The organism is Bittarella massiliensis (ex Durand et al. 2017), from assembly GCF_017566145.1.
Classification (GTDB): Bacteria; Bacillota; Clostridia; order Oscillospirales; family Ruminococcaceae; genus Bittarella; species Bittarella massiliensis_A.
Map to the genome: position 1 here is coordinate 280,462 of NZ_JABFCL010000001.1, position 23,971 is coordinate 304,432.

Here is a 23,971-nt window from a genome sequence, read left to right on the forward strand (position 1 = left end):
TCAGCAAAATCCCCTTTCCATGGCGGCCAATTGCCGCCCCACCGCCGCGGCGAAGGCGGCCTTTTTCCCCTCGGTCAGCTCCCCCGAGAGGAGGTAGCGCTGGGTGTAAAAAAAGATGGGGGCGTAGTAGCGCACCGCCAGGTCAGCCGCCGGTTCCCCCACCAGCAGCCCCAGCCGCTGCAGCTGGGCAAAGGCCGCCTCCTGGATGCGCAGGGGGCGATCGAAGAGCCACTCCCGGTAGAGGCGGCGCAATTCGCCGTCGTGGTGCTGCTCGATGGCCAGCAGCCGCAGCACCCGGTTGCAAAAGGGGTCCATCAAGTACCCCTCAAAGAAGCGGCGGGAGACCCCCTCCATCGACACGGGGGCGGCGACCCCCGCCCCCAGGGCGGCAAAGAGGGTCTCGGTCAGCTGATCGCCCCGCTCCTCAAACCGGGCGAGGATCGCCTGCAGGATGGCCCGCTTGTCGGCGAAGTGGTAGTAGACGGTGCCCTCCTTGATCCCCACCGCCCCGCAGATGTCGCGGATGGACACAGCCAGATACCCCCGCTGGGCAAACTGCTCCAGCGCGGCCTGCAGGATGCGCTCCCCCGTCTTTTCCCGCTCCATAAAACCCCTCCTCAAACGATCGTTCAATTCAGTTTATCAAACGATCGTTCGACTGTCAAGCCCTCCCCTCTTTTTCTCGTCGAAAGGGCGGGCAGAGGGCACATAGGGAATGGTGAGCGACAGAATCAGAGAGGAAAAAGCAGACAGACGAAGGCGGAGAGAAAGGCAGACAGAATGTGCAGGGAGCGACGGCAACAGAAGCAGAAAGAAAAGACAGGCAGACAGGGGCAAAAGGAGAGACGGGCCCACAGAGCGCAGGGAGAAAGGGCGATAAAAGGGGCGGAGAGGATGGGCGGACACAGGGGAGGGCACAAGGCCGCCTCTGTCCCACGCCTGTTCCACCCCTCCCCTGCCACCGCTTCCCCACCGGTGTCAAAATCCCTCTTCACCGCCCTCCAAAGGGGAAAAAGGGCCTGCCCAGCAGAAGGCGGCGCTCGGCAAAAAAACGCCCATTTTTTTCTCGTCCGCCTTGACATTCCCTCCCGCAGATGCTATATTGAAAGCACGAAGTTAGTTAAAGCTAACTTCTAGTCTTTCCTCCCCCCGGTGCTCTGTCGGCGGGAGGGGCGATTGCACGGCGGCTCTGGACAGGCGTTCCCACACACGCCTGGGTGCAACGTGTCAACCGGCCTTTGTGTTTCATTCCTTCTATTTCTTACCGGTCAGAAGCGGCGGCCTGCCGAGGGTCGCCGCTTCTGACCGCTTTTCTGTCCAGCAAAATCGTCCCGGGGCAGTCGCCGCCCTTGTATTGCGCCCCAAATCCGTGTATCATTTGAACAGAGATTTTGCGGCTGCGGGCCCTGTCCCCCGGCCGCCCACAGAGAAAGGGAGAATGCGTGATGAAAACCATCGGATTGATCGGCGCCGGCAACATGGCCGAGGCCATTGTCAAGGGGATTGACCGCACCGAATTTCTGCCCCCGCAACAGATCGGGGTCACCGACATCAGCGTACAGCGGCTGGAGCACTTTGCCGCCATGGGCCACCGCGCCTTTGCCGACTGCCGGGAGCTGGTGGCCTTTGCCGACTACCTGGTGCTCTCGGTCAAGCCCCAGCAGATGGCCGACGTGCTGGCCGAAGCGGCCCCCGCTCTGCGGGAGGGGACGACGGTCATCTCGATCGCGGCAGGCATCTCCGCCGACTTCATCCGCCGGGCGCTGGGGCGGCCCGAGCTGGTGGTGATCCCGGTGATGCCCAACACCCCCCTGCTGATCGCCGAGGGGGCCACCGCCGTGGGGCGGGAGGAGGGCACCCCCGCCGAGCAGCTGGAATTTGTCAAACAGATTTTCGCCGCCAGCGGCAAGGTGTGGGAGCTGCCGGCCGACAAGCTCAGCGAGGTGATTCCGGCCAACTCCAGCTCCCCCGCCTTCATCTACTACTACGCCAAACTCTTTTGCGACCAGATCAGCCAGTACGGGCTGGAGCGGGAGATGGTCAAGGAGATGTTCTGCCAGACCCTGATCGGCGCGGCGCGGATGATGCTGGAGAGCGGCGAGGACATCGACGACCTCATCGCCAAGGTCTGCTCCAAGGGGGGCACCACCATCGCCGGCATCGAGGGGTTTCAGGCCAAGGGGCTGGACGCGGCGGTGGCCTACGGGATTCAGCGCTGCATCGAGCGCGCCCACGAATTGGGGCAGGCCAACGGCTGACCTCTGCCTCCACGCCCGCCAACCGCAGAGCTCCCCCCCAAACACCGGATGCAAAGGGCGGGTAAGCGGCGATTTCCAGGGGCCTTCGCACCAAAAAAGCACCCCCAGCGGTCTGAAAACGGGGATAGAAGGCGCGCGGAGGAGGAGCGGTTGACAGGGCGTTTGGGAAAATGGTGTGACAAGGGCGGGTAGGCGGTCTCCTTTTGGGGATGTTTGCTGTCTCCTCCTGTGCGGGGGAGCGGGTTGAAATTTTAGGTCTCCCGGCCAGGTATTCCCCTTTTTAAATCTCCTCCCGTACAGGGACGGGGGCTGAAACCATTTTCCCCGGCGCTGGCCGGCAACACGCTCCCCGGGTCGCCTCTCCCGCGCGGGGCCGAATGGAGCGCAATTGAAAGGACGGGGCTCCCCCATCTATTTGGGGCGGTGATTCTCCCCCCTGCGCAAAGGGATGGACCAAGCGCCCCAAGCGGCGAAGATCGGCGATCACTCGCTCGGCCTGCCTTCCCTCCCGTGCAGAGGGCGGGCCACATCCGCGCCCTGCCGGGTGACAGTTCGAGCGGCGCTCTGTTCTCCGCGGCGCAAGCCCCCTCTTTCAGGTAGGAAAGCAGAGACAAAACGCCGGTTTCAGTCGGGAGCGCGAGCACTTCACCGCTCTCCCCTCCTGCACGGAACAGGCCGCCCCCAAACGCGGCCCATCTTCTCCTCGTCCGGTGGGCCGTCCCCTTCGTCCGGCGTGCGGTTTGGGCCCATCACCTTCGGCCGCGCCTCGGCATTCTCGCCAGCGGACGGCGCGCCGCCGCCAAAATGTCTATCACACCCAAAGAGAGAGGGAAAACGGCCTGTTTCCCCTCTCTCTTTTTGCCGGCAGCCGGCCCTAGTCCACCACGCCGGGGGTGCGGCCGATGCCCACCACCTCGCTGACCAAGCGGCGCCAGGTGGCACAGCCGACAATGCCGTCGGCGCTCAACCCGTTGCGCCGCTGAAAATTCACCACGGCGTTGCGGGTGTTCTGGCCAAAGTAGCCGTCCAGCGAACCCGCCTGATAGCCCAGGGCGTTGAGGGCGTCCTGCAACACCAGCACATAGGTGCCCGCGCTGCCCGCCCGCTGCAGGGGATAGCCCGCCGAGCAGGCCGGCGGGTTGGTGCGCTTGTCAAAGTGCACCCAACTGGGGGTCATGCTCAGCGGCTCGACATAGACCCAGACCCCCAGGGACTGGGCCAGATTGTGCAACCGCCGCCGGCAGGTGCTGCTCAGGTTCTGCCCCACGTCAAAGGAGACACCGGCGTAGTGCTGGCTCTGCTGGCCGTGGCCGCCCTCCCAGATGCGCTTGAAGGCATAGCCCACATAGATTCCCTGCCCCCAGGAGCGGCGGGTGGCGTTCCAGGACTCCATGGCAGCGGTGTTGGTCCAAAGGGTGTTGGAGCGGGAGGAGCCCCGGAACTCCTTGACCAACAGGGTGCGCCCGTAGGAGTAGGGCATGGGGTCGTTTTCGCCCCGATTGTAGGTCTCCATCCGGCCGGAGCCCACGTTGTATACCAAAATTCTAGCCATATCAATCACCTGTACCTTGTTTTGTGAAGTGGAGGATGCTCATCACCAGTCTATGTTTCCTCCCCCCAAGGGTGATTGCAGGCAGAGGGAGAGGGGGCGGCAGGCAAAAATCCTGCCGCCCCCTCTCCGGCCACGCTTCCATTTAGTTGCTGGCGATCTCGCCCCTCGCAAGCCCCCACCTCGGTGTTGTAGGAGGAGTCGCTCCGCCCCAGCAGCTGCACCCGCTGGCTGCAGTGGGGACAGGGCCGGCACTCCCAGTATCGCAGATCGACGGCCAGCGCCGACTTGCCCAAACCCGAGGGCCGGTGAGGACCGCCGGCTTCTCCCGCGGGATTTCCAGGGAGAGGTTTTGCAGGTCCCCCTCGGTGGTGTTCCAGGTGGGAATCGGCCCCACTGTGCCTTCCCCCCCTCTCTCCTCCTCCCTCCCCCTTGGGGCGCACTTTCCCCTCTTACCGCCCGGGTCGAAGATGGCAAGGGGGGACGGAAAAATTTTTGCCGTTTTCGGGCCCATCTTGTCCCCCTCCAGGACTGTTCTGTGTTAAAATAAGGGGGCTATTTTAGAAAAAGGAGCGGATTTCTCTTGAACGACAAGCGCAAACAGAGCCTGCTGGTCCTGGGCATCGTCCTCATCGCCTGCAACCTGCGCGCCCCCATCACCTCGGTGGGGCCGCTGGTGCCCACCATCCAGGGGGACACCGGCCTCTCGAGCACCTGGACGGGGATGATCACCACCCTGCCCCTGCTCTGCTTCGGGGTGGTCTCCCCCTTTGCCAGCCGTCTCGGCCGCCGGTTCGGCGGGCCCCAGTCCGTCTTTGGGGGGATGGTCGTCACCGTGGCCGGGCTGGTGATCCGCTCCTACTGCGGAATCTGGGGGCTTTACCTGGGCACCTTCCTCATCGGCTCGGGCATCGCGGTGAGCAACGTGCTGATCCCCAGCATCATCAAGGAGGACTTCCCCGCCCGCTCGGGCGTCATGATGAGCGTCTACACCACCGCCATGTCGGTCTTTGCCGCCGCCGGCTCGGGGATCAGCGTTCCCCTGGCCGCCGGGCTGGGACTGGGCTGGAAGAACGCCCTGGCCTCGCTGCTGGTGCTGGCGGTGCCCGCCACCCTCCTCTGGCTGCCCCAGCTAAAGGGGGGCGCACGCCGGCAGGGAGCCGGCGGAAACGACCTCTTCCGGCGGATGCTCCGCGATCCCTTGGCCTGGAAAATCACCCTCTGCATGGGCAGCCAGTCCCTCCTCTTCTACTCCCTCGTCGCCTGGCTGCCCTCCATCCTCCTGGGGCGGGGGGTGACGGTGGAGCAGTCGGGCGGACTGCTGACGGCCATGCAGCTGGTGGGGCTGCCCGCGGCCTTCTTCGTCCCCCTGCTGGCCGACCGGCGGCGGGACCAGCGTCGGATCGCCGACACCGTCGCCGCCCTCTTCGCGGTGGGCTTTCTGGGCCTCTGCTTTGGGCGGGGACTCTGGGCGCTGACGCCCTGCCTGCTCTGTTTGGGGTTTGCCCAGACCGCCTCTCTCAGCCTGGCCCTCTCCTTTTTCGTCTGCCGCTGCCGGGGCGGGGAGGAGACCGCCGCCATCTCGGGGATGGCCCAGTCGGCGGGCTACCTCCTCTCGGCGGTGGGGCCGCTGCTCTTCGGCGCCCTCTTCGACTGGACCGGCTCCTGGGTGGCGCCGCTGGCCTTTTACGGCGGAATCATCCTCCTCTACGCCTACACCGCCCACCAGTCCAGCAAGGACGCCTACCTGCTGGACAGGGCTTTCTGACAGCCGCCCTTTTAAAAAGAGAGACGGGCCCCAAAAGCCTGTCTCTCTTTTTTGCGCCCATCAGCCATCCTGGCCGACAGATACGCCGTTCAGCGGATCTCAAAGTTCAGGTGCGCCCGCTTTTTTTCGCTGTAAACAGAGACCTGCAGAATGAACCGCCGCGCCCCTCGCTCCACCTCGAGGACGCCGTACCCCGAATTGCCCACGGTGATCTCCCGCAGCGGCTTCACCCTGTACAACCGCTCCATCTGCGGCAACAGCAAGTCTCCGCCCATTTTCACTCTACCTGTCTTCCCGCTCCCCCTGCTCCCTTTTCCCCTTGTCAACCGCGGCGATCTCTGCTATTATTCTGTTAGACGATATATTGCATTGCATAATAGATGAGAAGGGGGAAGCGCGGTTGGCTGAGATACAACCCATGAGCGAGGCCATGTACTACGCTCTGCTGGCCCTGGCCGAACCGGGCCACGGCTACGCTGTCATGCAGCGGGTACACACCCTTTCTGGCGGGCGACTGGAGATGGGGCCGGGCATCCTTTACGGGCTGCTGGCGCGGATGAAAAGAGAGGGGCTCATCTCCCTGACCGCCGAGGGGCCAAGGCGAAAGGTCTACGCCCTGACCCCCGCCGGCCGCCGGGCCCTGTTGGGCGAGTACCGGCGGCTCAAGCAGATGGTGGCAGACGGATCGGGATTGGAGGGGTACCAGTGAAGAGGCGATACCGGTTTCACCCCGGGGACTATGCCCTGGGGGAAAATGAGCAGTTTTACGCCGAGATGGCGGCCCGCGGCTGGCTACTGGAAAAGCGGGGGGCCTGGTTGAGCCGCTTTTGCCGGGGGGAGCCCGCCCGGCTGCGCTACCGGGTGGAACTCTCCTGCCCCGGGGTCTTTGACGAGAGCAGCGAACTGCCCGAGGAGCAGCGCTCCCTCTACGAGGCCTGCGGCTGGCGCTTTGTGAGCCGGGGCGGGCTGGTCAACGTCTTTTGCGCCCCCGAGGGCAGCGGCGCGCCCGAATTTTACAGCGACCCCCGCCAGCAGGCCGATACCCTGAAGGCCCTGCGGCGAAATTACCTGTTGGGCTGGCTGCCCTTTTTGCTGCTGGCCGCCCTGCAGCTGGCGGTGGGGGCCGCCCTCTTCGGCGGCGCCGGCAGTGCCCTGGGCCGGTGGGCGACCTCTCTGCGGCTGGCCTGGGTGACCGAAACCGCCTTGGTGGCAGCCCTTGCCCTCTTTTTGCTGCGGGAATTGTCCGCTCTGCTCTGGGGCCAGGTACACACCGGCCTGCTCTACCGGCGGCTGCGCCGGGGAATTCCCCTGAACCACGCCCCGGGCAGGCAGCAGCGGCTCTACCGGGCCGTCCGCGGGGTGCTGCTGGCCGGCTGCACCGCCTTTGCCTGCCTGGCCGCCATTCAGTGGGCGACCGCCCGACCCGTCTCCCTGCCCCAGACCCCCCAGGGGCCCTATCTGCTGCTGGGCGACCTGGGCCACCGGGGGGAGCGCACCGCCTTGCCTGTCAAAGGGGGCGAAAGCACCCTCTCTCACACCCACTCCCTGCAGGCCGAGCAGTGGCAGACCCGCGAATTCTTGCAGGAGGGGGAACAAAACGCCTGGCTCTACCAGCAGGTCTACCGGCTGAAAAGCGAGCGGGCGGCTCAGGACTTTCTCCCCCTGCTGCTGGCCCAAGCGCCCCTGGCCCGGGACTCCGACGCCTTTGTCGCGGTGCAGGTCCCCGGCTTTGACGAGGCCTACTGCGCCGGGCTGGAGTGCGCCGCCCGGCGGAAAAACACCGTCTTCTTCATCACTTACGGCGGCCTCATCGACCAGCCCGATGAGCAGGACGCCCTCTGGCAGGCCCTGGCCCAGAGGGAGGCCGCCTGGCGGGAGGGATAGGGCCCAACGAGAGCGCCCGCCCAAAGCGGCGACTCCGGAACGCCCTCTCCCCTCGCCCCGCGAAACGACTTGGCCAAGACAGGGGGCGACGCCCCCTCCTCTTTCCCCTTAAACAATCACAAGCGCCCCCGAGAGACAGCAACCTGCACTCGGGGGCGCTTTTTCTCCGCTCTTCCGGGGGGAAAATTCCAGTAGACCGCCGGGCCGGCTTTCGCCCGCGCCGCATCTCATGCCCACTACCCGCGCAGGGAGCGATTGCAGCCGCCCATTTGGTCCGCGACGGCCCTGCTATTGCAGTCCGCGCACCCGCTCGGATACGGGACGCGCCGGCATTCCCCGCCATCCGAAAGGCCTACAACTCAATTCAGGTCCTCGCAGGAGTGAGCGTCCATCTCCTTTTCCGCCAACTCATAGCGGATGGATTTCATGTCGGAGTGGTACTTGCAAAAGGCGTTCTTCCCGCCCATCTTGGCGCTGAAGAGGGCCATGTCGGCTTTTTTGTAGAGTTCATCAAAGGTGCGCCCCTGCTCAGGCGCCATGGCAAAGCCCGCCGAGACGGAAAACACGATGGTGTGCCCCTGGGCCTTGTAGCTGACCCGCATCGAGCGGATGATGGTGTCCAACTTGTGGATCGCGTCCTCCTCCCGGATGTTCTTGCACAGCACCAAAAACTCGTCGCCCCCCAGCCGGCAGAGGATGTCCTTTCCCCGGAAAAAGCCCCGCAACTTCTCGGCATTCTGGGCGATCATCGAGTCGCCGTAGGCGTGGCCGAAGACGTCGTTGGCCATCTTGAAGTTGTCCAGGTCAAACATCAAAAGCGCCGCCGGCTCCGCCCGTTGGGCCGCCAGGTACGCTTCAATTTTGGGGATGGCGGCCCGCCGGTTGTAGAGGCCGGTCAGGGCGTCGATCTCGGCCAGCTGGGTGAGTTTGAGTTCCTGGCGCTTCTGCCGGTCGATGTCCATAATAAAGAGGTAGGCAAAGACGTCGGACGAGTCCTCCAACTCGGCCAGGTGGATCATCAACCGCATCCAGTTGGGTCGGCCCCGGTAGAGGCGCTGGTAGTCCATGCTGGCCAACTGTTGACCCCGGCGGTAGCACTCCAGCAACCGCTCCCGGTCACAGAATACGGCAAACTCCTTGCGAAAAGAGGGCAGCACCAGCTGCCGGCTCACGTGATTCAGCAACTCTTCAAAGCAATACCCCCCGCGATAGCCGGTCTCCTCCCGCCAGGTCCGGCCATCCTTTCCGGCCGAGACGGTGTTTTTTTGCAAGTTGGCGCGAAAGTCGTAAACCGCCTGCCCCCGCAACAGCTCGAGGATTTTGCGGTCCTCCTGGCTTTTGAGGGACTCACTTTTCTCCCGGGTGACGTCCCGGTAGTAGCCCACGGCCCGCACCGGGCGGCCCTCTCCGTCGCAGATGGTCTCACCGGCGGTGCGCACCCAGCACAGCTCCCCGTCGGCTCCGGCAAGGGGGAATTCGCAGGTAAATCGCTCCCGGTCGCGCCCCCCCTCGAGGGCGCGCAGGTGGGCGGCGATCCGCTCCCGTTGTCCTTTGGGCAAACTGGGATGCGCCAGCAACCAGTCGGCAAATCGCTCTACCCGCTGGCTCTTCCCCTCTACCGGCCGACCCAGAATGCAGGCCATTACCGACTGGTTGCAGGTGGTAGAAAAGGTGAGATCGCCGGTGCGCAGGTCCCAGTCCCAGCTGTCTATCCCCGCCTGGCAGAGGATGCTCGACAACTTCTGTCTGGCCAGCTGAAGCTCCCTCTCCTTCTCCTTGACGCCGGTCACATCCCGGTTGGTGCAGAGATAGATGAGTTCCTCCTCCCCCTCCTCGACGCAGCGGCCCTCCAGGGAGACCCAGACCTGCCGCCCACCGGGGAGAAGGAGCTTTGCCTCCTGGTGAAATGCGGCGCGCGCAGCCACTGCCGCCTGCACCTCTCCCCGCAGCCGCCGGCGGTCGCCGGGGGACAGATAGTGTTCCCACCGCCCGGCACACAGCAGCTGCTCAAACTGGCCGGGCTGCCCGCCCAGATCGCGGCAGAGGCCGTCGGCAATCACCTGGTAGCGCGCTTCCTTGCCACCGGCCTTGAACAGGAAGATGTTTTCCGGGGTGTGCTTCATCGACAGCTGCACCCCATCCCGCAGCGCCACCGTATCGGTGATGTCGATGACTATTCCCTGGAAAAAGTGCTTGCCCTCGTACTCTGTGTACCGGCTCTGGTCGATGACCCAGCGGTAGCCGTTTTTGCTGTGCATCCGGTACTCTATGGACCGATTCTTCCTCCCCTGCCGCAGCTGGGCGCACTCCGCCCTCACCAACTCGCGGTCGTCTGGGTGAACCATCGCCAAAAATCGGTTGTCAAATCGCTCGCCGATCTCCTTCCGGGTAAAGCCGAACGTCTCCAAAAACTGGTCGCTGATGTAGAGAAAGGTGCAATCGGCGTCGTTGTCACAGCGGTGATAGGCCCCCGGCAGGGCGTGGTTGAGAAAGTCCAGCTCCCGGTTTTGCTCCAGCAAAAAGGCGTTGCGCTCGGCCAGCCGCTGCTGGGCGGCCATGGTCTGGGAGATGTCGGTACAGGCGCTGACAATGGCCAACCGGCCGTCCTCCGCCTCGATGACCCGGCCCTTGTCCAGGGTCCAAAACCAGCTGCCGTCCTTGCGGGGCATCCGATAGGTGGTGGTGTACTCCAGACCCGGGTAGTAGCGGGGACCGATGTCTCGGGTCACCGCCGCCAGGTCCTCGGGGTGGATGGTGTTTTGCACACGGTAGTCAATGGCGGCGGCAAACTCGTCGTAGCTGTCGTAGCCCAGCAGCCGCACCATCTCCCGGTTGGCAAAGTAGAGGGGGAACCCCTCCTCACAGTAGCCGCCGATCATTCCCCCAGGGCTCATCTGGGCAAAGATCGAGGCGGCGGCGCGGCGGTTTTCCTCCGCCAGCTGCATGAAGGACTCGTCGTTTTCGGCCACCTTCACCACCGCCGAGAGGGCCCTCTGGGAAGAGGCCAGCTGTTCCTCCTGGCGCTTTTGCTCGCTGACGTCGCTCACCGAACCGTAGTAGAGCTGGTGGCCCAGCTGCTCGCGCAAAAAGAAGGTGCGCAGATGCAGCCAGATGGTGTCCCCCTCCTCGGTGAGGTAGCGAAAGTCTCCCTCTGCCCCATTTAGAGGGCTCTCGTGGGCACGGCAGAAGATGTTCAGCGCCACCTGCCGATCATCCCGGTAGACACTCTCCATAAATCGGCCGCGGCGCTCCTCCATCCCCTCGGGGGTGGTGCCGGTGACCCGGTAGTACTGCTCGTTGACCTGCACCGGCTCCACCTCATCGCCGCAGACGTCGTAGAAGGCGATCCCCCCCAAAATGTTATTGAGGAGAATTTCACTGAAGAGATTTTCGTTGAGCAGTTCTCGCATCTGCAGCATCCCCATCCGCTTGGTGCGGATGCCCAGGTAGTCAAAGTTGCCCTCGTCGGCCAGCAGCGCCTCCGCTTCAGCAATGGGCATGGGGCGTGCAAAGTGGTAGCCCTGGCCGTACTGGCAGCCGATCTCCAACAAAAAGCTTGCCTGCTCGGCGGTCTCCACCCCCTCGGCCACCACCCGCAGTCCCAGCAATCGCGCCATCCCCACAACGGCCTCCAGGATGCCGGAGCCCTTTCCCGCACTCTGCTCGCGCATCTCCAAAAACTTCATGTCGATCTTGAGGACATCCACATTCACGTCCTTGAGCATGTTTAGGGAGGAGTAGCCCGAGCCGAAGTCATCCATCAGCACGGTGAAGCCCGCCCGCCGCAGCTGAGACACTGCCTTGGTGATGATCGCAAACTCCTCGGCATAGGCGCTCTCGGTGATCTCGATGGCGATGAGGCGGGGGTCCAGCCGGTAGCGCTCGACCAGCTGCTGAAAGCACTCCGCCACGTCCACGGTGTAGAGGTCCACCCGGGAGACGTTGACCGAGACCGGCACCGGCCGCAGGCCCTGGTCGAGCCACTCCCGCATCTTGGCGCAGACCCCCTCCCAGAGGGGGCGATCCAGGTTGGCGATGAAGCCGTTTTTCTCCATCAGGGGGATAAAGGCCCCCGGTGCCACCATCCCCCGCTGGGGGTGCTGCCAGCGCACCAGCGACTCAAACCCCACGATCTTGCCGGTTTTCATGTTGCACTTGGGCTGCAGATAGAAGGTGAACTCCCCCCGCTCCAGCCCCCGCTGCACCTCGGAGAGGAGGTGGTGCTCCTCCTCCATCCGCCGCATCATCCCCGCGCCGTAGCGGCAGAGTCGGCGGGCGTAGTTGCCCTTGACCGAGGCCAGGGCCAGAGCGGCCCGGTCGTACAGGGTGCGCACCGGCAGGGCGGGGTCCTCCACCCCGCAGACGCCGAAGGCCGGCAAAAAGCCGGCGTTGCCCCCCCGGCTGCGGGCCACCTCGGACAGCTGCGCCTCCAGTTCGCCGAGCACCTCGGGCGCGTCGGGCAACAGCAGGCAGAAGTCGTCGTCCCCCATGTAGCCCGCAATCCCCCCACGGGCGGCGATCAGGGATTGCAGATATGCGGCCACCGCCGACAGGAAGCTGTCCCCGGCGGCTCGGCCATACCACTCGTTAAAAAGTTTGAAGTGATCGATGTCCACTGCCACCACGCAGAGCGGGTCCTTGCCGCCGGCAGCCACCGCCCGGTCCGCCTCGGTGAAAAAGGCGGCACGGTTGTAGAGCCCAGTAATGGGGTCGCAGACAGCGGGCGCCAGGGCAGTGGCCTCCTCCTCCAACTCCTTTCGCTTTTGGCTGTCGATGTCCTGTACAAAGCAGAGAACGATCTGCCCCTCCCCCGCATCGCGGCGCAGAGGGACGACGGTCTGTAGCACCCAGCGCCAGCTGCCGTCGGTGCACCGCTTCCGAAACTCCCCCTTTAGGGGATCCTGTCGCCCCAGCCGCTCCAACAGGTCCTCCAGCGACCAAAACCGCAGAAAGGCAGCCCGGTCGTCGGGGTGCACCAGTTTCGCGGACGCCTCGCTCACCAGCTGGGTCAGCGCCCCCTCTGTGGGGGGAAGGACGTACTTCTCCCCCTCGCAGTAGAGGATGCGGTAGCGGTTCTCCCCCAAGTCCAGTTCAAGCAGCTCGTCGTAGACCGAGAGGCTGTAGAAAAGCCCCTTGTTGCCCTCCTGAATCTCCCGGGCGAGGATGATGTCGCATTCCCCCGCGCCGGGCCACTCCAGCTTGCCGGTGCTGACCTCAACCCATCGGCGCAACCACTTGTTATAAAAGACGCCCCTCTCGCCCTGGCCGCTGTGCAGCGGACAGCCGGGGCAGGGATTTTCCTCCCGACAGAGGGCGCGGTAGCAGGATTGCCCCAGCCGCAACTCGGGAAAGGCCTCCTTCAGCATCCGGTTGAAGTGGACGATCCGATGGTCCCCGTCAACCACGTAGATAGCGGTTCCTTCGCCGCCCATTTGTCTGTCCATATTGCCCCATCCTGACATCGCCCGCCACGGCCGTAGCAGGCGACTAATTTGCTTTTATTATACGACCTCCGTCCGAAACGGTCAACCAAATTCCATACCAAAAAGCGGGAAAAAGGGAAATGGCTGAAAATGGGGGCTGGGGTCTTTCTCCTCACCCGGCAGAGAAGCGGCCCTCTGGGGCGGGCCATCCCGGGTGGGGGACAGAAAAAAAGGAAATCGGGCGGGTCCTCCCCCGCCCAGGCAGAGTGGGCCGACCGGCCCAAGGCGGGAAAAGGCATTTTCAGACGGCAGGCCAGGGAGCTCTCCTTCCCCCGCCCCCAGCCAAAAAGCGCCCCGGCCCAACAGGCCGAGGCGCTCACTTTCGCGCAAATACTAAAGGGGAGACTAGTCCTCCAGCAGGGGCAGGGGGTCCATCTCCATCTCGATGGTGCCCAGCATGCTCTCCATGTACTCCACATAGCTCTCGCGGTCGAGTTTGGGCTGGTAGATCTCCATCAGGTGCCGGGCCCCGGCAGCGTCACCTTTGAGCAGGTGGTAGGCGGTGAGGGCAAAGAGCTTGGCGGGCAGGATGTAGGCGATCTCCTCGTCCACCACCTCGACATTGTTGTTGTGCAGCTGGCCGGTGAGACCGGTGGTGTAAAACTGGATCAGGGGCATGATGGCCGACACATCGCCAAAATCGGTGGAGCCGGTGATGTGCTCGCTGGCCGGAACCTCTTTGACCCGCAGGGGCTTGTCCTCCCCCACGGCGTCGAGGGCGGCCTGCAGGGCAGACACATCGGGGCAGGGCTGGGTGGAGAAGTAGCCGGGCAGGGTCTCGATCTCCAGGCCGCAGCCGGTGGCCAGGGCCCCGGCCTTGAAGGAGCGGTCGACCTTGGCATTGGCGTCCTTCACCGCCTCCATGGTCTTGGCGCGCACGCAGTACTCCAGCACCACGTCGTCGGCAATGATGTTGACCGCGTCGCCCCCCTTGAGGTAGTAGCCATGGCAGCGCACCGTGTCCTCGTCGCGGAAGCTCTCCCGCTGCAGGGCGATGCCGTGCAGGGCCAACTCGGCGGCGTTGAGGGCGTCGATCCCCTTTTCGGGGAAGCCGGCGGCGTGGGCCTTGCGGCCTTTGAACTTGACGGTCTTGTTGACAAAGACGTTGGAGGAGCAGTTCATGATGATGGCGTCGTGCTCGGGATCGGTGTCGCTGTGGTGACCCAGGGCCACGTCGATGTCCTCAAAAGCGCCGATGCGGATGAGCTCGCACTTGCCGCCGCCGTAGCGGGCCTTCCCCTCTTTGCGCAGGCCGTTTTTGTAGTCGATGTCCACAAACTCCTCCGACGGGGTGGACATAAAGACCACATTGCCGTCGAGGGCCTCTTTGACCTCGGGCACGCTCAAGGCCAGGGCCGCGCCGATGGTGGCGGTCAGCTGGGCGTGGTGTCCGCAGCAGTGGGCGGCGCCAGTCTCGGGGTTGGTGTCTTTGTGGTTGGCAATGGGCAGGGCATCCAGTTCGCCGATGACAGCCACGGTGGGGCCGGCGGTGCCCTTGGGCTTTAGGTAGCCCTTGGCCCCGGTGATGGCCAGGCCCTCGTCCACCTCCATCCCCAGGCTTTTGAGCAGTTCGTTAAACTTGCCGGCGGTGCGAAACTCCCGGTACCCCAGTTCGGCGTGATGCCAAATATCCCGGCCAAAAGCCACGATCTGCTCACGGTTTTGGTCGATGGTCTCGATGATCTTTTTCTCAATTTGATCCAATGAAATTACACCCCTTCAGTCACATAGTCTGACAAAATAACCGTTGTCGAACCCTATTATACCGCCCGTCCGCCGCCCTTGAAAAGAGCAGCGGCGGGATATTGGCACTTTGGCACAACAAAGCAGTAAAATTCTGGGGTGATTGCATAAAAAGCCGATGAGAACCAGGTTCCCTACCAACCTTCTGCAGGCAGACGGTCTCTTCTTTTCCCCCCTTGGGCACCAGAGAGAGGAGGGACTGGCGACGGACGGAGGGGCGGATAGCAGTTTGGCATTGGGGACTGGCGGACTACCCAACTCCGGCGACCGGGCACAAAAAAGTTTAACGTACTGCCTTTGTGCTGGTTTCTGTCAGGGCTTTGAAAGCGGGGCAACCGGCTTTCCCACAGGGGCCGCCAGCGATCTCCAACTGCTGGAAACCCAGACCGAACCACCCGCTCCCAAGCGGCTCCTGCACACCTCTCCGGCGTCCCAAACCATCTCTACACGGCTCCTTCCCGCTGCCCTGTCCCCCGCCGCCTTTCGCCGCCAACTCGTTTATAAGCTCTCGGATCTCCCGCATATTCATGCCCTGGACCTCTTGGGCGAAATGCTGGGGGCAAGAGATTGCGGCTTCAAAAAAATCGGAGCAAGCTCTATATTGCTTGCTCCACCTAGTCAATATTTTTTCAGAAAGAAAAGCATCTGCCCATAAAATGGCACCAACCTGCAACCCAGCGAAGTTGGGGAAGGAGAAACAACAATAGGGCGGGGTCGTCCTCCGGCTGCTTCAATGCGCGTTGCCGTGTCCATGGACTTTATATAGGATACGCCGGTCACATCCGCCACACCATAGACAGCAGCGCCTTTTCCGAAATCAGTACAGCGCATCGTCATCGCCCTGGCAAAAATCGTGGGATAAGGCCCGGATGGCCTCCAACTTTACAAGCACATCCAACCACTCCCGGGGGATGGCGTCCTCGCCGTAAAAAATACCCGCCAAGCCCCCTGCAATGGCAGCCACCGTATCGGTATCAGAGCCCAGATTGACCGCTTTCAGCACACAATCCCTGTAGGAGTTTGTATGCAGCAGGCACCACAGCACTGCCTCCAGAGTGTGAAGCACATACCCATCGCTCTCAATTGCATCTTCCGTCAGAGACAGCAGGATGTCAGCGTCCACCCTGGAAAACCGATCCAGCCAGGCGGCGTATTCAGGATACCGGGAATAGCGTGTTTTCATGCAGGTGATCCCCTCCCAGATACCCTCATTCAGAGCGGCTCCCGACAGCAGCTGATACGCGATACAACAGTAGAGCCCACAGGCAATTAAACTGATCGGGTGCGCGTGGGTCAGCTTGGATACATTGTGTATCACCGGCAGTACATCGTCCCAGTTCATCGGAGCAGGAGCATACAGGCGGTAAAGGTACAGTGCCAGGGGAAGGATTCTCATCAGCAATCCGTTTCCGTTTTCCCATTCCGAAACGGCACCGCAGTCCAGCGGGGCAGTGCCGCCGGCATAACGACCCAGTGCCTCACGGGTGGTTTTTCCCATGTCAAACACCTCGCCCCAGGGCGTCATGTAGGCCTCGTTTGCCCAGCGGAAGAAGTATCCCATCATGTCATCGCAGTCCAGGCCGTGAGTCAGGGACTGCACTGCGCACAGGGTCATGGAAGAATCATCGGACCATGTCCCGGCAGGTTGACCGTGGGAGCCGTAGCCGCGCATCCCCACAACAGGTTTTTGCCGCAGTGCATCCCGGCTTTCAAACTCTACCGGCACACCCAAGGCATCTCCTACAACAAAGCCGAGAATCCCCCCCAAAAATGTTTCTTCAAACACGGTATGCCTCCTTCCTAAGGTTCGTCTCACACCCAGACCGTAAACCCAGCCCAATCTTAAACAAAAAGGCGGAGCAAACGATATGACGTTTGCTCCGCCTTGCCGCAACTGTAGGGACTTGAACCGCCGCAATTCCTCGTTTTTCACTTGTTTCCTTGTCGAAATAAGGCGTTTTTTGTGATGTTTGAGTTGAAATCACTGTAAAATCAAGCAAATAGGCCACTTTTTTAGAAAAAGACAAAAAAGATTTTGTGATAAAGCCCGCCTCGCAAATGGTCTTTTATGGTTCAATCCCAGCGTGGATGATCATAATGGTCTTCACTTTATTGAATACAAAGTATACTTTTATTCAGCGTTTACCCTGGAAACTAGAGTGGGCACACGATGCCGCCCAGTAGAGCAGCAAGTCCGCCAGTGTGTATAAAGACAATGGTCTGGCCGTCCTGAAAAACTCCATTTTCATTCAATTCAAGAAGGCCGGCAAACGCTTTTCCTGTGTAGATCGGGTCCAGAAAAATCCCCTCCGTGGCCGCCATCTGGTTCATCGCGGCGCGGCCCTTGGGCGTCTCCGCGTCATGGCCCTTGCCGCAGGAAAAGAAGATGTGCATATCTTCTTCCGTCACCTCGGCTGCGGTTCCCATACGGCGCTGAGCCTCCTCTGCCATTTTGCACAAGGTGTTTTATGGCAAAACCGTCTGCCGATGGAAATGGCGGTGGCGGATGTGGAGGGACTATACAGCTTTGTCCCCAGAACAACACCCGCATAGGTGTTCCCGGTTCCACCGCAGCAAATAACATGATCGATTTTCAGTCCCATTTCCGCCGCTTGCCCATATAATTCCTTCATTGCGTCGGAATAGCCCAACACCCCATGGACGGAGGAAGCGCCAGGGGGGATCAGATATGGTTTCCGCCCCTGCTCCCGCAGGGCCTTTGCCGTCTGTCGAACGACCTTTGGCACAGTTCCGCTCTCCCCGGCTTCGACAGGGAGGATGACCGCCCCGAGTTGCTGTGCCAAATACCGGGGAACGACGCCGGTGCGCTCCGGCATGACGAGATAGGCGGACAGACCTACCCGGTTTGCACAGGCCGCCGCAGCAATCGGCTGGTTGGAGCGGGAGCCTCCCCCCGTGACCACGCAATCGCAGCCTTGCTCCAGTGCCTCGGCAAGTATATACTCCAGTTTTCGGACCTTGTTGCCGCCCAGGCCGACCCCGCAGAGGTCATCCCGTTTAAGAAACAACCGTTTCCCATTTCCCAAAATACGGCCCATGTTGGTCAGCTCCTGAAGCGGTGTGGGCCAGCACCCCAATTCCAATTTTTTGACCGGCGTAAGGTTGTCCATCGCGCAGCCCTCCCTATCTGTTTTGAACAAATCTCCACGGCAGAAACAGTGGGAGCTTAGACCTCCCATTGGTATTTTTTCAAATCCACATGGAGGCCGTCTTTCAAAAGGACGCCTTCCTGTGCCAAGAGGTCAGCCTGCTCCGTCCATCCAGGAACCAAACGCCCCGCGTGGTTTACCATGCGGTGGCAGGGATATGTTCCATAATAGCTGGACATTCCCAAGACCTTTCCTACCAAACGGGCGTTCTTTTCCCGGCCAATCAATTTTGCCACCTGCCCATAGGTGGCTACTTTTCCGGGTGGAATTTCCTCCACCACCGACAGAATCTCATAAATCAGATTCTCGTCCAATGCGGTGTCCCCCAATCATTTGCACGCTCACAGCTTAAAATATGCGTTGGAGTCCTCCGGGGCCTCCTGCCGGTCCTGCATGGTGTAGGTGCGAAGGGGAGAAACCACCGTGATTTTATAATCCACGAAGTCCTCCATCCGACCGGCCTGCTGGCTCATGCGGTGGCTGATGTTGTTCCTCCAGCGGGCCGCGCTCTCCTCGTCCTTCCAGACAGACATACTCAGCAGTTTGCCGTTGGTGGCGAGACTGGAGAACCGCTCCGCGGAGATAAATCCCTCCTCATGGACCAGCAATTCTTTGAGCTGTGCCGCACGGGCCAGGTAGTCCTCCATTTTCTCCTCTTTCACTGTGACCTCAAATAATACGATGACCATTTTCTGTGCCTCCAAATCTCCTAATTTTGCGCCGGAAGATGCTCTAAAAAGCACCCCGGCTCATGGGAATCGATGACGCCTACTGCTTGCAGATAGGCGTAGATGATCGTTGTCCCCACGAACTTCATACCACGCTGTTTCAAGTCCTTGGATACCTTGTCCGATAAGGGGGAACTTGCTTTTCCAGTCTCATAAAGAACGGCTCCGTCCGTCCAGTGCCAAAGGTAGGCAGAAAAGCTGCCCCATTCCCGTTGGATCTCCCGGAATCGGTTGGCGTTGTTCACCGCAGCCTGGAGCTTCAGTTTATTGCGAATAATGCCTGGGTTCTGTGCTAACTGCTCCAATTTTTTCTGGTCATAGGTGCAGACACGTTCCAGGTCAAACTCATCGAATGCCGCACGAAACGCCTCCCGCTTATTCAGGACGCACTCCCAGGACAATCCCGCCTGGAAGGATTCCAGGATAAGCATTTCAAAGAGCTTCCCGTCGTCGTGGACAGGGACGCCCCATTCCTCGTCGTGGTAGTGGAGGTATCGCGGGTGATTGGGATTCGCCCAACGGCACCTATGCTTTCCGTCTGCCCATTCCATTTCTATCCTCGCCTCTTCCGTTACTTTTCACAGTTTCCGTCCACGATGCTCACTTCCACGCTATAGCGCGGTGCCTTTTGTGGGGATGGACAGCGTATCCACTGGCGCCCCCTCCAACGTAAGGAGCGCAATCTTTTTCTGGATCCCTCCGGCGTATCCCGTCAGGCTGCCGTTCGTACCTACCACCCGGTGACAGGGGATAATGATGGAGATGGGGTTGTGCCCCACCGCGCCGCCTACCGCTTGGGCCGACATTTGTGCCAGTCCACGGCTGGCGGCGATTTGTTTGGCAATCTCGCCATAGATCGTGATTTGGCCGTAAGGAATCTGCTCTAAAATATGCCATACGGAAAGCTGAAAGGTCGAACCGAGCATATGGACGGGCGGCATAAAATCCGGCTTACGCCCGGAAAAATAAAGATCCAACCAATGCTTAACGTCTTTGAAAAGTGGTACTTCCTTTTCTTCATGCTCCGGGTCAAGGCTCTTTGCATAAAATTTTTCGCCGTCAAACCAAAGGCCGGTCAGTCCGATTTCGTCGGCGGCCAAAAGGATACCGCCGACCGGCGAGGAATAGGTGGTTGTGTATTGCATGGCTACACCTCCAAAGTTTCCTTTTTCATGCGTTCCACAAATTGATGACGGCGTAGCTCCGCCAAGGCCGCCACTGTTCCGCCAACGCCAGAATTTCTTTCGGCGTGTACTCCGGCAGGGCGTGTTTGATTCCAAGATCCGTTTCTAGGAAGGCGTCCGGCCAGCCCATCGTTCGCATGGCGATATACTGCGCCGTCCAGCTCCCGATCCCCTTGATGGTACGCAGCTTCGGCATTTCGCGCTCGGGGTCGGCGCTCTGGTCAAGAACGATTTCACCCTGTATCAAGGCTTTGGCAAGCGCCAGGATGCAGGCGGAACGGGCGGCAATGACCCCCAGCACCCCAAAGCGTTCTTGAACATCATCCCCCAAAGCGGCAATATCCTCCGCAGTTGGAAATGTATGCGTCAGGTTCTCTACGCCCGTGTCAATCGGACACCCTAAATCTTTCGCCAATCGACCGGCCAGCGTGCTGGCGGCCTTCACAGTGATCTGCTGGCCCAGGATAGCCCGCACCGACATCTCAAACGGTTCAAAACACCCCGGCAGCCGTGTCCCCGGAACGCACAGGCCGGGACGAAGCTTGTTCATGACACAGAGGGTTTGGTCGATCACATCCGGGTCGCAGTAGAGGTCAAAGAGCCGTCGAACACGGGCCAGTACCTGGGACAACACAGGAATCAGCGTATCGCTCAATGTCACGTCCAGCCGGTTCTTTTGCGGCCGGTGCATCACCCGAATCCAGCCGAAACAGGGTTTTCCGCGTTTATCCTCCAGCCGGACGGTTCTCAGATAAGCGTCGCCATCCACTACTTCCACTCCGGGGATTGCCCGCGCAGCGAGAAAACGCAGCATTTCATCCCAGCGATAGGGCGGCCGATAGCCTAAGCCCACCGTAATTTCCCCGGTGTGCCGCTTCCCGTCCGCCGCTTTTCTACGCAGGGCTGTGGGGGATAAATGATACTCTTTTTGAAAAAGATCATTCATTCGCCGCAGGCTGCCGAAACCGGCCGCCATCGCCACGTCCAAAACGGATAAATCGGTATCCGTCAGCAAATTTTTTGCCAAAAGGAGGCGGCAGGTCTGTAAATATTGCACGGGGGAAACATGATATTCCTCTATAAACACACGGCGCAGGTGCCGCCCTGTGCAGCCCAGTGTTTGCGCCAACTCCTCCAGGCTCTGGCCGCTCCCGCAGTTTTCATCCAAAAGCCGTGCCGCTTTTCGGGCCAGGACCGAGGATGCGTCCACAAGGGAATTTCCCGGCGCAAGCTCCGGCCTGCATAAAAGGCAAGGGCGATAACCGGCTTTTTCCGCCTCGGCCGCAGAGACGAAAAAAGTACAGCTCGACCGCTTTGCCTGCCGCGCCCAACAGATAGGGCGGCAGTAGACGCCGGTGGAGGAGATGCCCACAAAGAACCGTCCGTCAAACCGGGCGTCCTTCGCCTTGAACGCCTCATATAAGGCCGTGTCCCGTTCTGTCATGTTACCGCCCTCCTTTTTTCAAGTATAATACAATTGCTGATACAAAGCACGCCATTTTCGGACATGGTTTTTCCATATCGCCATAATGCGAGCCATTCTTTCGATTTCTGGAATTAAGCAAAGAAGAAATAGGAGTCTTTCTGTGCTGTCCGCCGGCTGTGAAGAAGTTGGGTTCAGCGATTCTTCTGGTTGGCGGCCATGCCATTTGAAGCATCTTGCGGGGAGAGAGCGTATACATGCAATAATCGTTTTTGTTGACGGACCGCCTTCGGTAAGAAAAAGAGCCGCAGCCGTATTTCATAGGCTGCGACTCATCCGGATCTTTTGATTTTAATTTTCTTGCCGTTTTTCCAACGTGGAGTGCGGGGGTTCGACTCCTGCCGGAGTGACTCTGACGGGGGTAAAAATCTAAAAACTGAGGCCCTCAACTTTTCTCAGTTGAGGGCCTCGCAAGGCTTGAAAACACTGGGCTTTTCGCCCAAAAATCTTTTTTACCTTGCTTTTTTGGTGCCGCTGACGAGACTTGAACTCGTACGGAGTCTCCCCCGAGGGATTTTAAGTCCCTTGTGTCTGCCGATTCCACCACAGCGGCGCGCCTCTCTGGCAGCTTTTTCAGTATATCCGCCGGGGCCGCGTTTGTCAAGGCCGCCCCAGCTCCTCCACCAGGGCCGCCAACTCCTCCCGGGTGCAGAGGTCGTTGACCGCCCCCAAAAGCCCCTTGGGGGAGAGGTTTTCCGGCAGGTTCAGCCGCTTTAGCAGGGCTCCCCGCCGCGCCGCGCTGCCGGCGCCCCCCACCAGCCCCCAGTTGTAGAGGTCCAGCCGGGTGATCTCCCGGGGGCGGGGCCTCCCGTCCGCCAGGGCGCCGGCGGTCTGTAGCGCCCGCAGCAACACCTCCCCCGGCACCCCCTCGACCCCCAACTTCCCCTCTTTGGAGGGGCGGGCCTTCCGCCGCTCTTTGCCGTAGATGTCGGGGATGTAGGCGTCTATCACGTCGCAGCCGGCCAGGTAGTTTTTCAGGTAACTGCGGATTTGAAACCCCGCCACGTCGCTGTCGGTGAGGAGCACCGCCCCCTTCTTGCGCGCCAGGGTGCGAATTTCCCGCTTCTTCTCCTCGTTGTGAAAGAGGGAGAACCCCCCGCAGGGGACGATGGTCCCCTCCACCAGGTTGGACAGTTTGATCTTATCGTAGCGGCCCTCCACCACGATCACCCGCTCACAGCGAACCATCCCATTGCCCCCTTCAGCGCGCCCGCAACAGCAGGCTGATTTGCACCAGCAGCCGCTGCAGGATCACGGCGGCGTCGGCGGAGGAGGACTTGAGGGCCAGGTCGGCCTCCAGCAGCTCCTCCACGATCTTCACCACCTGCCCGTACTTGAGACTGCGGCTGTTCTGCACCGCCTGCTTGACCCGAAAGTCCCCCGGCCGGTAGCCAAAGGCCTTTTCGATCTGCGAGGTGGCCAGCCGGTCGGCCTGGCCGCACTTGACCTTGTACATGTCGCAGAAGTTGGTGGCCAGGGCCGCCACGATGGAGATGGGCTCCTCCCGTGCGTCCAGCAGGTCCCCCAACAGGTGCAGCGCCCGGCGCACGTCGCCCCGGATCAGGGCCCGCGCCATCTCAAAGGAGGTGCGCTCCACCGTGGGGGCGGTAAAGCGGTCGATGTCCGCCCGCCGCACCGGCTCCCCCAGCCGGTAACTGCCCAATTTTTTCAGTTCGTTTTGCACCTTCAGCAGGTCGCCGCCGCAGTGCTCCACCAGGTAGGCCACATCCCGCTCGGCGATCGCAATGCCCTCCTCCCGGGCGAGGGCCGACGCCAACTTGGCGCAGGAGGCCGCGTCCGGCTTGTTGACGTCCACCAGCGCCCCCTTGGCGTCGGCCAGCTTGCGCAGCTTCTGGGCCTTGGCCCGCTTGACCTTGTAGCTCTCCTTGACAAACTTCTCCTGGGCGATGAGCACCGTCTCCAGGGAGAGGTAATCGGCCATCTCCCCCAGCCGCTTGATCTGGGCCTCGCTCATCCCCTCGGGGGAGAGGCCGCTGATCACCAGCACCTTGGGCGGGGTAAAGGAGACGGTCACCACCTCGTCGCCCAGGGCGTCAAAGTCCAATTCGTCCCCGTCCAGGCGGACGACCTGTTCCTCCCCCGCGCCCAGTGCCGCCAGCAGCTGGCCGGTGAAGCGCTCCATCAGGTAGCGCTGGTCGCCAAAAAAGTAGATGAGCCCCCCCAGGGGGCCCCCCTTCACCGCCTTGGCAAAGTTGGTGGCCGTGTACTTCAAACGCACCTCTCCCCTCTCGCCGGGCCACTCTGCAGTCGCCCCCATCTCTAGCCATTATAGCAAACCACAACCCCTTTTTCCATAGGCAATCCGGCGGACAGGGCCCCGCCCACCGGCCGCGCAAAAGCAGAAGCGAGGGGGCAGGACCGCCGGCGGTCTCCCCCGGCACCGCCAATCTCCCCCCAGCGGCCATGGCGAAACGGCTCTCCCATTCGCCCTTGGGGGCCATCTCTTATACCGGCGCCGCGCCTAGTCCCTTCCAGCGCACAGGCGGCCAAAAGACCGCTCGACAGCGCTTCCACTGCGCCAGAATTCCCCGGCGCCCTTCTCCCTCACCCCGCCGGGCGATCCCCCAAAAGAAGGGGCCAAAAGTTCCCGGGAGGACCCGGTTGCCAAATGGAGCCGGCGTCTCCTCGCTGTTCTGCCCGGGCGCAAAAAGCAAAGAGGGGGCGGGGCAGAAGATGGCAAGCCCCCTCGCCCCGCTCCCT

Annotated in this window: 20 protein-coding genes and 1 tRNA gene; 5 read left to right on the top strand and 16 right to left on the bottom strand. The window is 61.6% G+C overall.

All coding sequences use genetic code 11. From position 1 onward, the window contains the following. Positions 1–606, bottom strand: coding sequence for a TetR/AcrR family transcriptional regulator (locus HJY11_RS01415; protein ID WP_208074290.1), 606 nt, complete (start codon positions 604–606; stop codon positions 1–3). An 839-nt stretch (positions 607–1,445) separates the two neighbouring features. Between HJY11_RS01415 and proC the strand changes: the two genes are divergently transcribed. After that, the gene (proC, locus tag HJY11_RS01420; RefSeq protein ID WP_208074291.1) at positions 1,446–2,258 is read left to right on the top strand and encodes a pyrroline-5-carboxylate reductase; all 813 of its coding nucleotides are present in this window, start codon (positions 1,446–1,448) and stop codon (positions 2,256–2,258) included. 874 nt (positions 2,259–3,132) lie between these two features. Here the strand turns inward: proC and HJY11_RS01425 are convergent. After that, positions 3,133–3,810, bottom strand: coding sequence for a peptidoglycan-binding domain-containing protein (locus tag HJY11_RS01425; protein WP_208074292.1), 678 nt, complete (start codon positions 3,808–3,810; stop codon positions 3,133–3,135). A gap of 580 nt (positions 3,811–4,390) precedes the next feature. Here HJY11_RS01425 and HJY11_RS01430 point away from each other — a divergent pair. After that, complete coding sequence (locus HJY11_RS01430) at positions 4,391–5,575, top strand: CynX/NimT family MFS transporter (RefSeq protein ID WP_208074293.1); 1,185 nt, start codon at positions 4,391–4,393, stop codon at positions 5,573–5,575. An 89-nt stretch (positions 5,576–5,664) separates the two neighbouring features. Here the strand turns inward: HJY11_RS01430 and HJY11_RS01435 are convergent, their stop codons facing one another. Then, positions 5,665–5,856 (bottom strand): hypothetical protein, encoded by a 192-nt coding sequence (locus HJY11_RS01435; RefSeq protein WP_208074294.1) that lies wholly within the window; start codon positions 5,854–5,856, stop codon positions 5,665–5,667. 119 nt (positions 5,857–5,975) lie between these two features. Here HJY11_RS01435 and HJY11_RS01440 point away from each other — a divergent pair, with 119 nt between their 5' ends. Next, on the top strand, positions 5,976–6,284 hold the full coding sequence (locus tag HJY11_RS01440) for a PadR family transcriptional regulator (RefSeq protein ID WP_243764088.1): 309 nt from the start codon (positions 5,976–5,978) through the stop codon (positions 6,282–6,284). Then, complete coding sequence (locus HJY11_RS01445; protein ID WP_208074295.1) at positions 6,281–7,459, top strand: DUF2812 domain-containing protein; 1,179 nt, start codon at positions 6,281–6,283, stop codon at positions 7,457–7,459. Before HJY11_RS01440 ends, HJY11_RS01445 begins: the two co-directional genes overlap by 4 nt. A gap of 359 nt (positions 7,460–7,818) precedes the next feature. On the opposite strand, the gene HJY11_RS01455 is transcribed toward HJY11_RS01445, so the two are convergent. Both HJY11_RS01455 and HJY11_RS01460 read right to left on the bottom strand, forming a co-directional pair. Further along, complete coding sequence (locus HJY11_RS01455; RefSeq protein WP_243764089.1) at positions 7,819–12,903, bottom strand: EAL domain-containing protein; 5,085 nt, start codon at positions 12,901–12,903, stop codon at positions 7,819–7,821. Positions 12,904–13,287: 384 nt separating this feature from the next. Continuing rightward, positions 13,288–14,646, bottom strand: coding sequence for an amidohydrolase (locus tag HJY11_RS01460; protein ID WP_208074296.1), 1,359 nt, complete (start codon positions 14,644–14,646; stop codon positions 13,288–13,290). 268 nt (positions 14,647–14,914) lie between these two features. On the opposite strand from HJY11_RS01460, the gene HJY11_RS01465 reads away from it, so the two are divergent. Beyond that, entirely contained in the window at positions 14,915–15,340 is a 426-nt protein-coding gene (locus HJY11_RS01465) for a hypothetical protein (RefSeq protein WP_208074297.1), read from the top strand. A gap of 162 nt (positions 15,341–15,502) precedes the next feature. Here the strand turns inward: HJY11_RS01465 and HJY11_RS01470 are convergent, their stop codons facing one another. The 11 genes from HJY11_RS01470 to holA all read right to left on the bottom strand — a co-directional run bounded on the left by HJY11_RS01470 (position 15,503) and on the right by holA (position 23,489). Continuing rightward, positions 15,503–16,471: an ADP-ribosylglycohydrolase family protein gene (locus HJY11_RS01470; protein WP_208074298.1), complete on the bottom strand. Its 969-nt coding sequence runs from the start codon at positions 16,469–16,471 to the stop codon at positions 15,503–15,505. A gap of 368 nt (positions 16,472–16,839) precedes the next feature. Beyond that, positions 16,840–17,112 carry a pyridoxal-phosphate dependent enzyme gene (locus tag HJY11_RS01475; RefSeq protein WP_208074299.1) on the bottom strand — a complete coding sequence of 91 codons (273 nt, stop codon included), beginning with the start codon at positions 17,110–17,112 and terminating at the stop codon, positions 16,840–16,842. Beyond that, the gene (locus HJY11_RS01480; RefSeq protein ID WP_208074300.1) at positions 17,091–17,816 is read right to left on the bottom strand and encodes a 1-aminocyclopropane-1-carboxylate deaminase/D-cysteine desulfhydrase; all 726 of its coding nucleotides are present in this window, start codon (positions 17,814–17,816) and stop codon (positions 17,091–17,093) included. Before HJY11_RS01480 ends, HJY11_RS01475 begins: the two co-directional genes overlap by 22 nt. 56 nt (positions 17,817–17,872) lie before the next feature. After that, positions 17,873–18,169, bottom strand: coding sequence for an MGMT family protein (locus tag HJY11_RS01485; RefSeq protein WP_243764090.1), 297 nt, complete (start codon positions 18,167–18,169; stop codon positions 17,873–17,875). Between the two features lie 27 nt (positions 18,170–18,196). Continuing rightward, on the bottom strand, positions 18,197–18,544 hold the full coding sequence (locus HJY11_RS01490; RefSeq protein ID WP_208074302.1) for an antibiotic biosynthesis monooxygenase family protein: 348 nt from the start codon (positions 18,542–18,544) through the stop codon (positions 18,197–18,199). Between the two features lie 20 nt (positions 18,545–18,564). After that, on the bottom strand, positions 18,565–19,134 hold the full coding sequence (locus tag HJY11_RS01495; protein WP_208074303.1) for a DNA-3-methyladenine glycosylase I: 570 nt from the start codon (positions 19,132–19,134) through the stop codon (positions 18,565–18,567). Between the two features lie 60 nt (positions 19,135–19,194). Continuing rightward, the gene (locus HJY11_RS01500) at positions 19,195–19,728 is read right to left on the bottom strand and encodes a methylated-DNA--[protein]-cysteine S-methyltransferase (RefSeq protein ID WP_208074304.1); all 534 of its coding nucleotides are present in this window, start codon (positions 19,726–19,728) and stop codon (positions 19,195–19,197) included. Between the two features lie 25 nt (positions 19,729–19,753). Next, positions 19,754–21,211, bottom strand: a complete 1,458-nt coding sequence (locus HJY11_RS01505; RefSeq protein WP_208074305.1) for an AlkA N-terminal domain-containing protein — start codon at positions 21,209–21,211, stop codon at positions 19,754–19,756. A 505-nt stretch (positions 21,212–21,716) separates the two neighbouring features. Then, positions 21,717–21,803: transfer RNA gene (locus HJY11_RS01510), tRNA-Leu, on the bottom strand. A gap of 47 nt (positions 21,804–21,850) precedes the next feature. Then, the gene (locus HJY11_RS01515; RefSeq protein ID WP_208074306.1) at positions 21,851–22,438 is read right to left on the bottom strand and encodes a toprim domain-containing protein; all 588 of its coding nucleotides are present in this window, start codon (positions 22,436–22,438) and stop codon (positions 21,851–21,853) included. 13 nt (positions 22,439–22,451) lie between these two features. Continuing rightward, positions 22,452–23,489, bottom strand: coding sequence for a DNA polymerase III subunit delta (holA, locus tag HJY11_RS01520; RefSeq protein WP_208074307.1), 1,038 nt, complete (start codon positions 23,487–23,489; stop codon positions 22,452–22,454). Positions 23,490–23,971 lie beyond the last annotated feature (482 nt).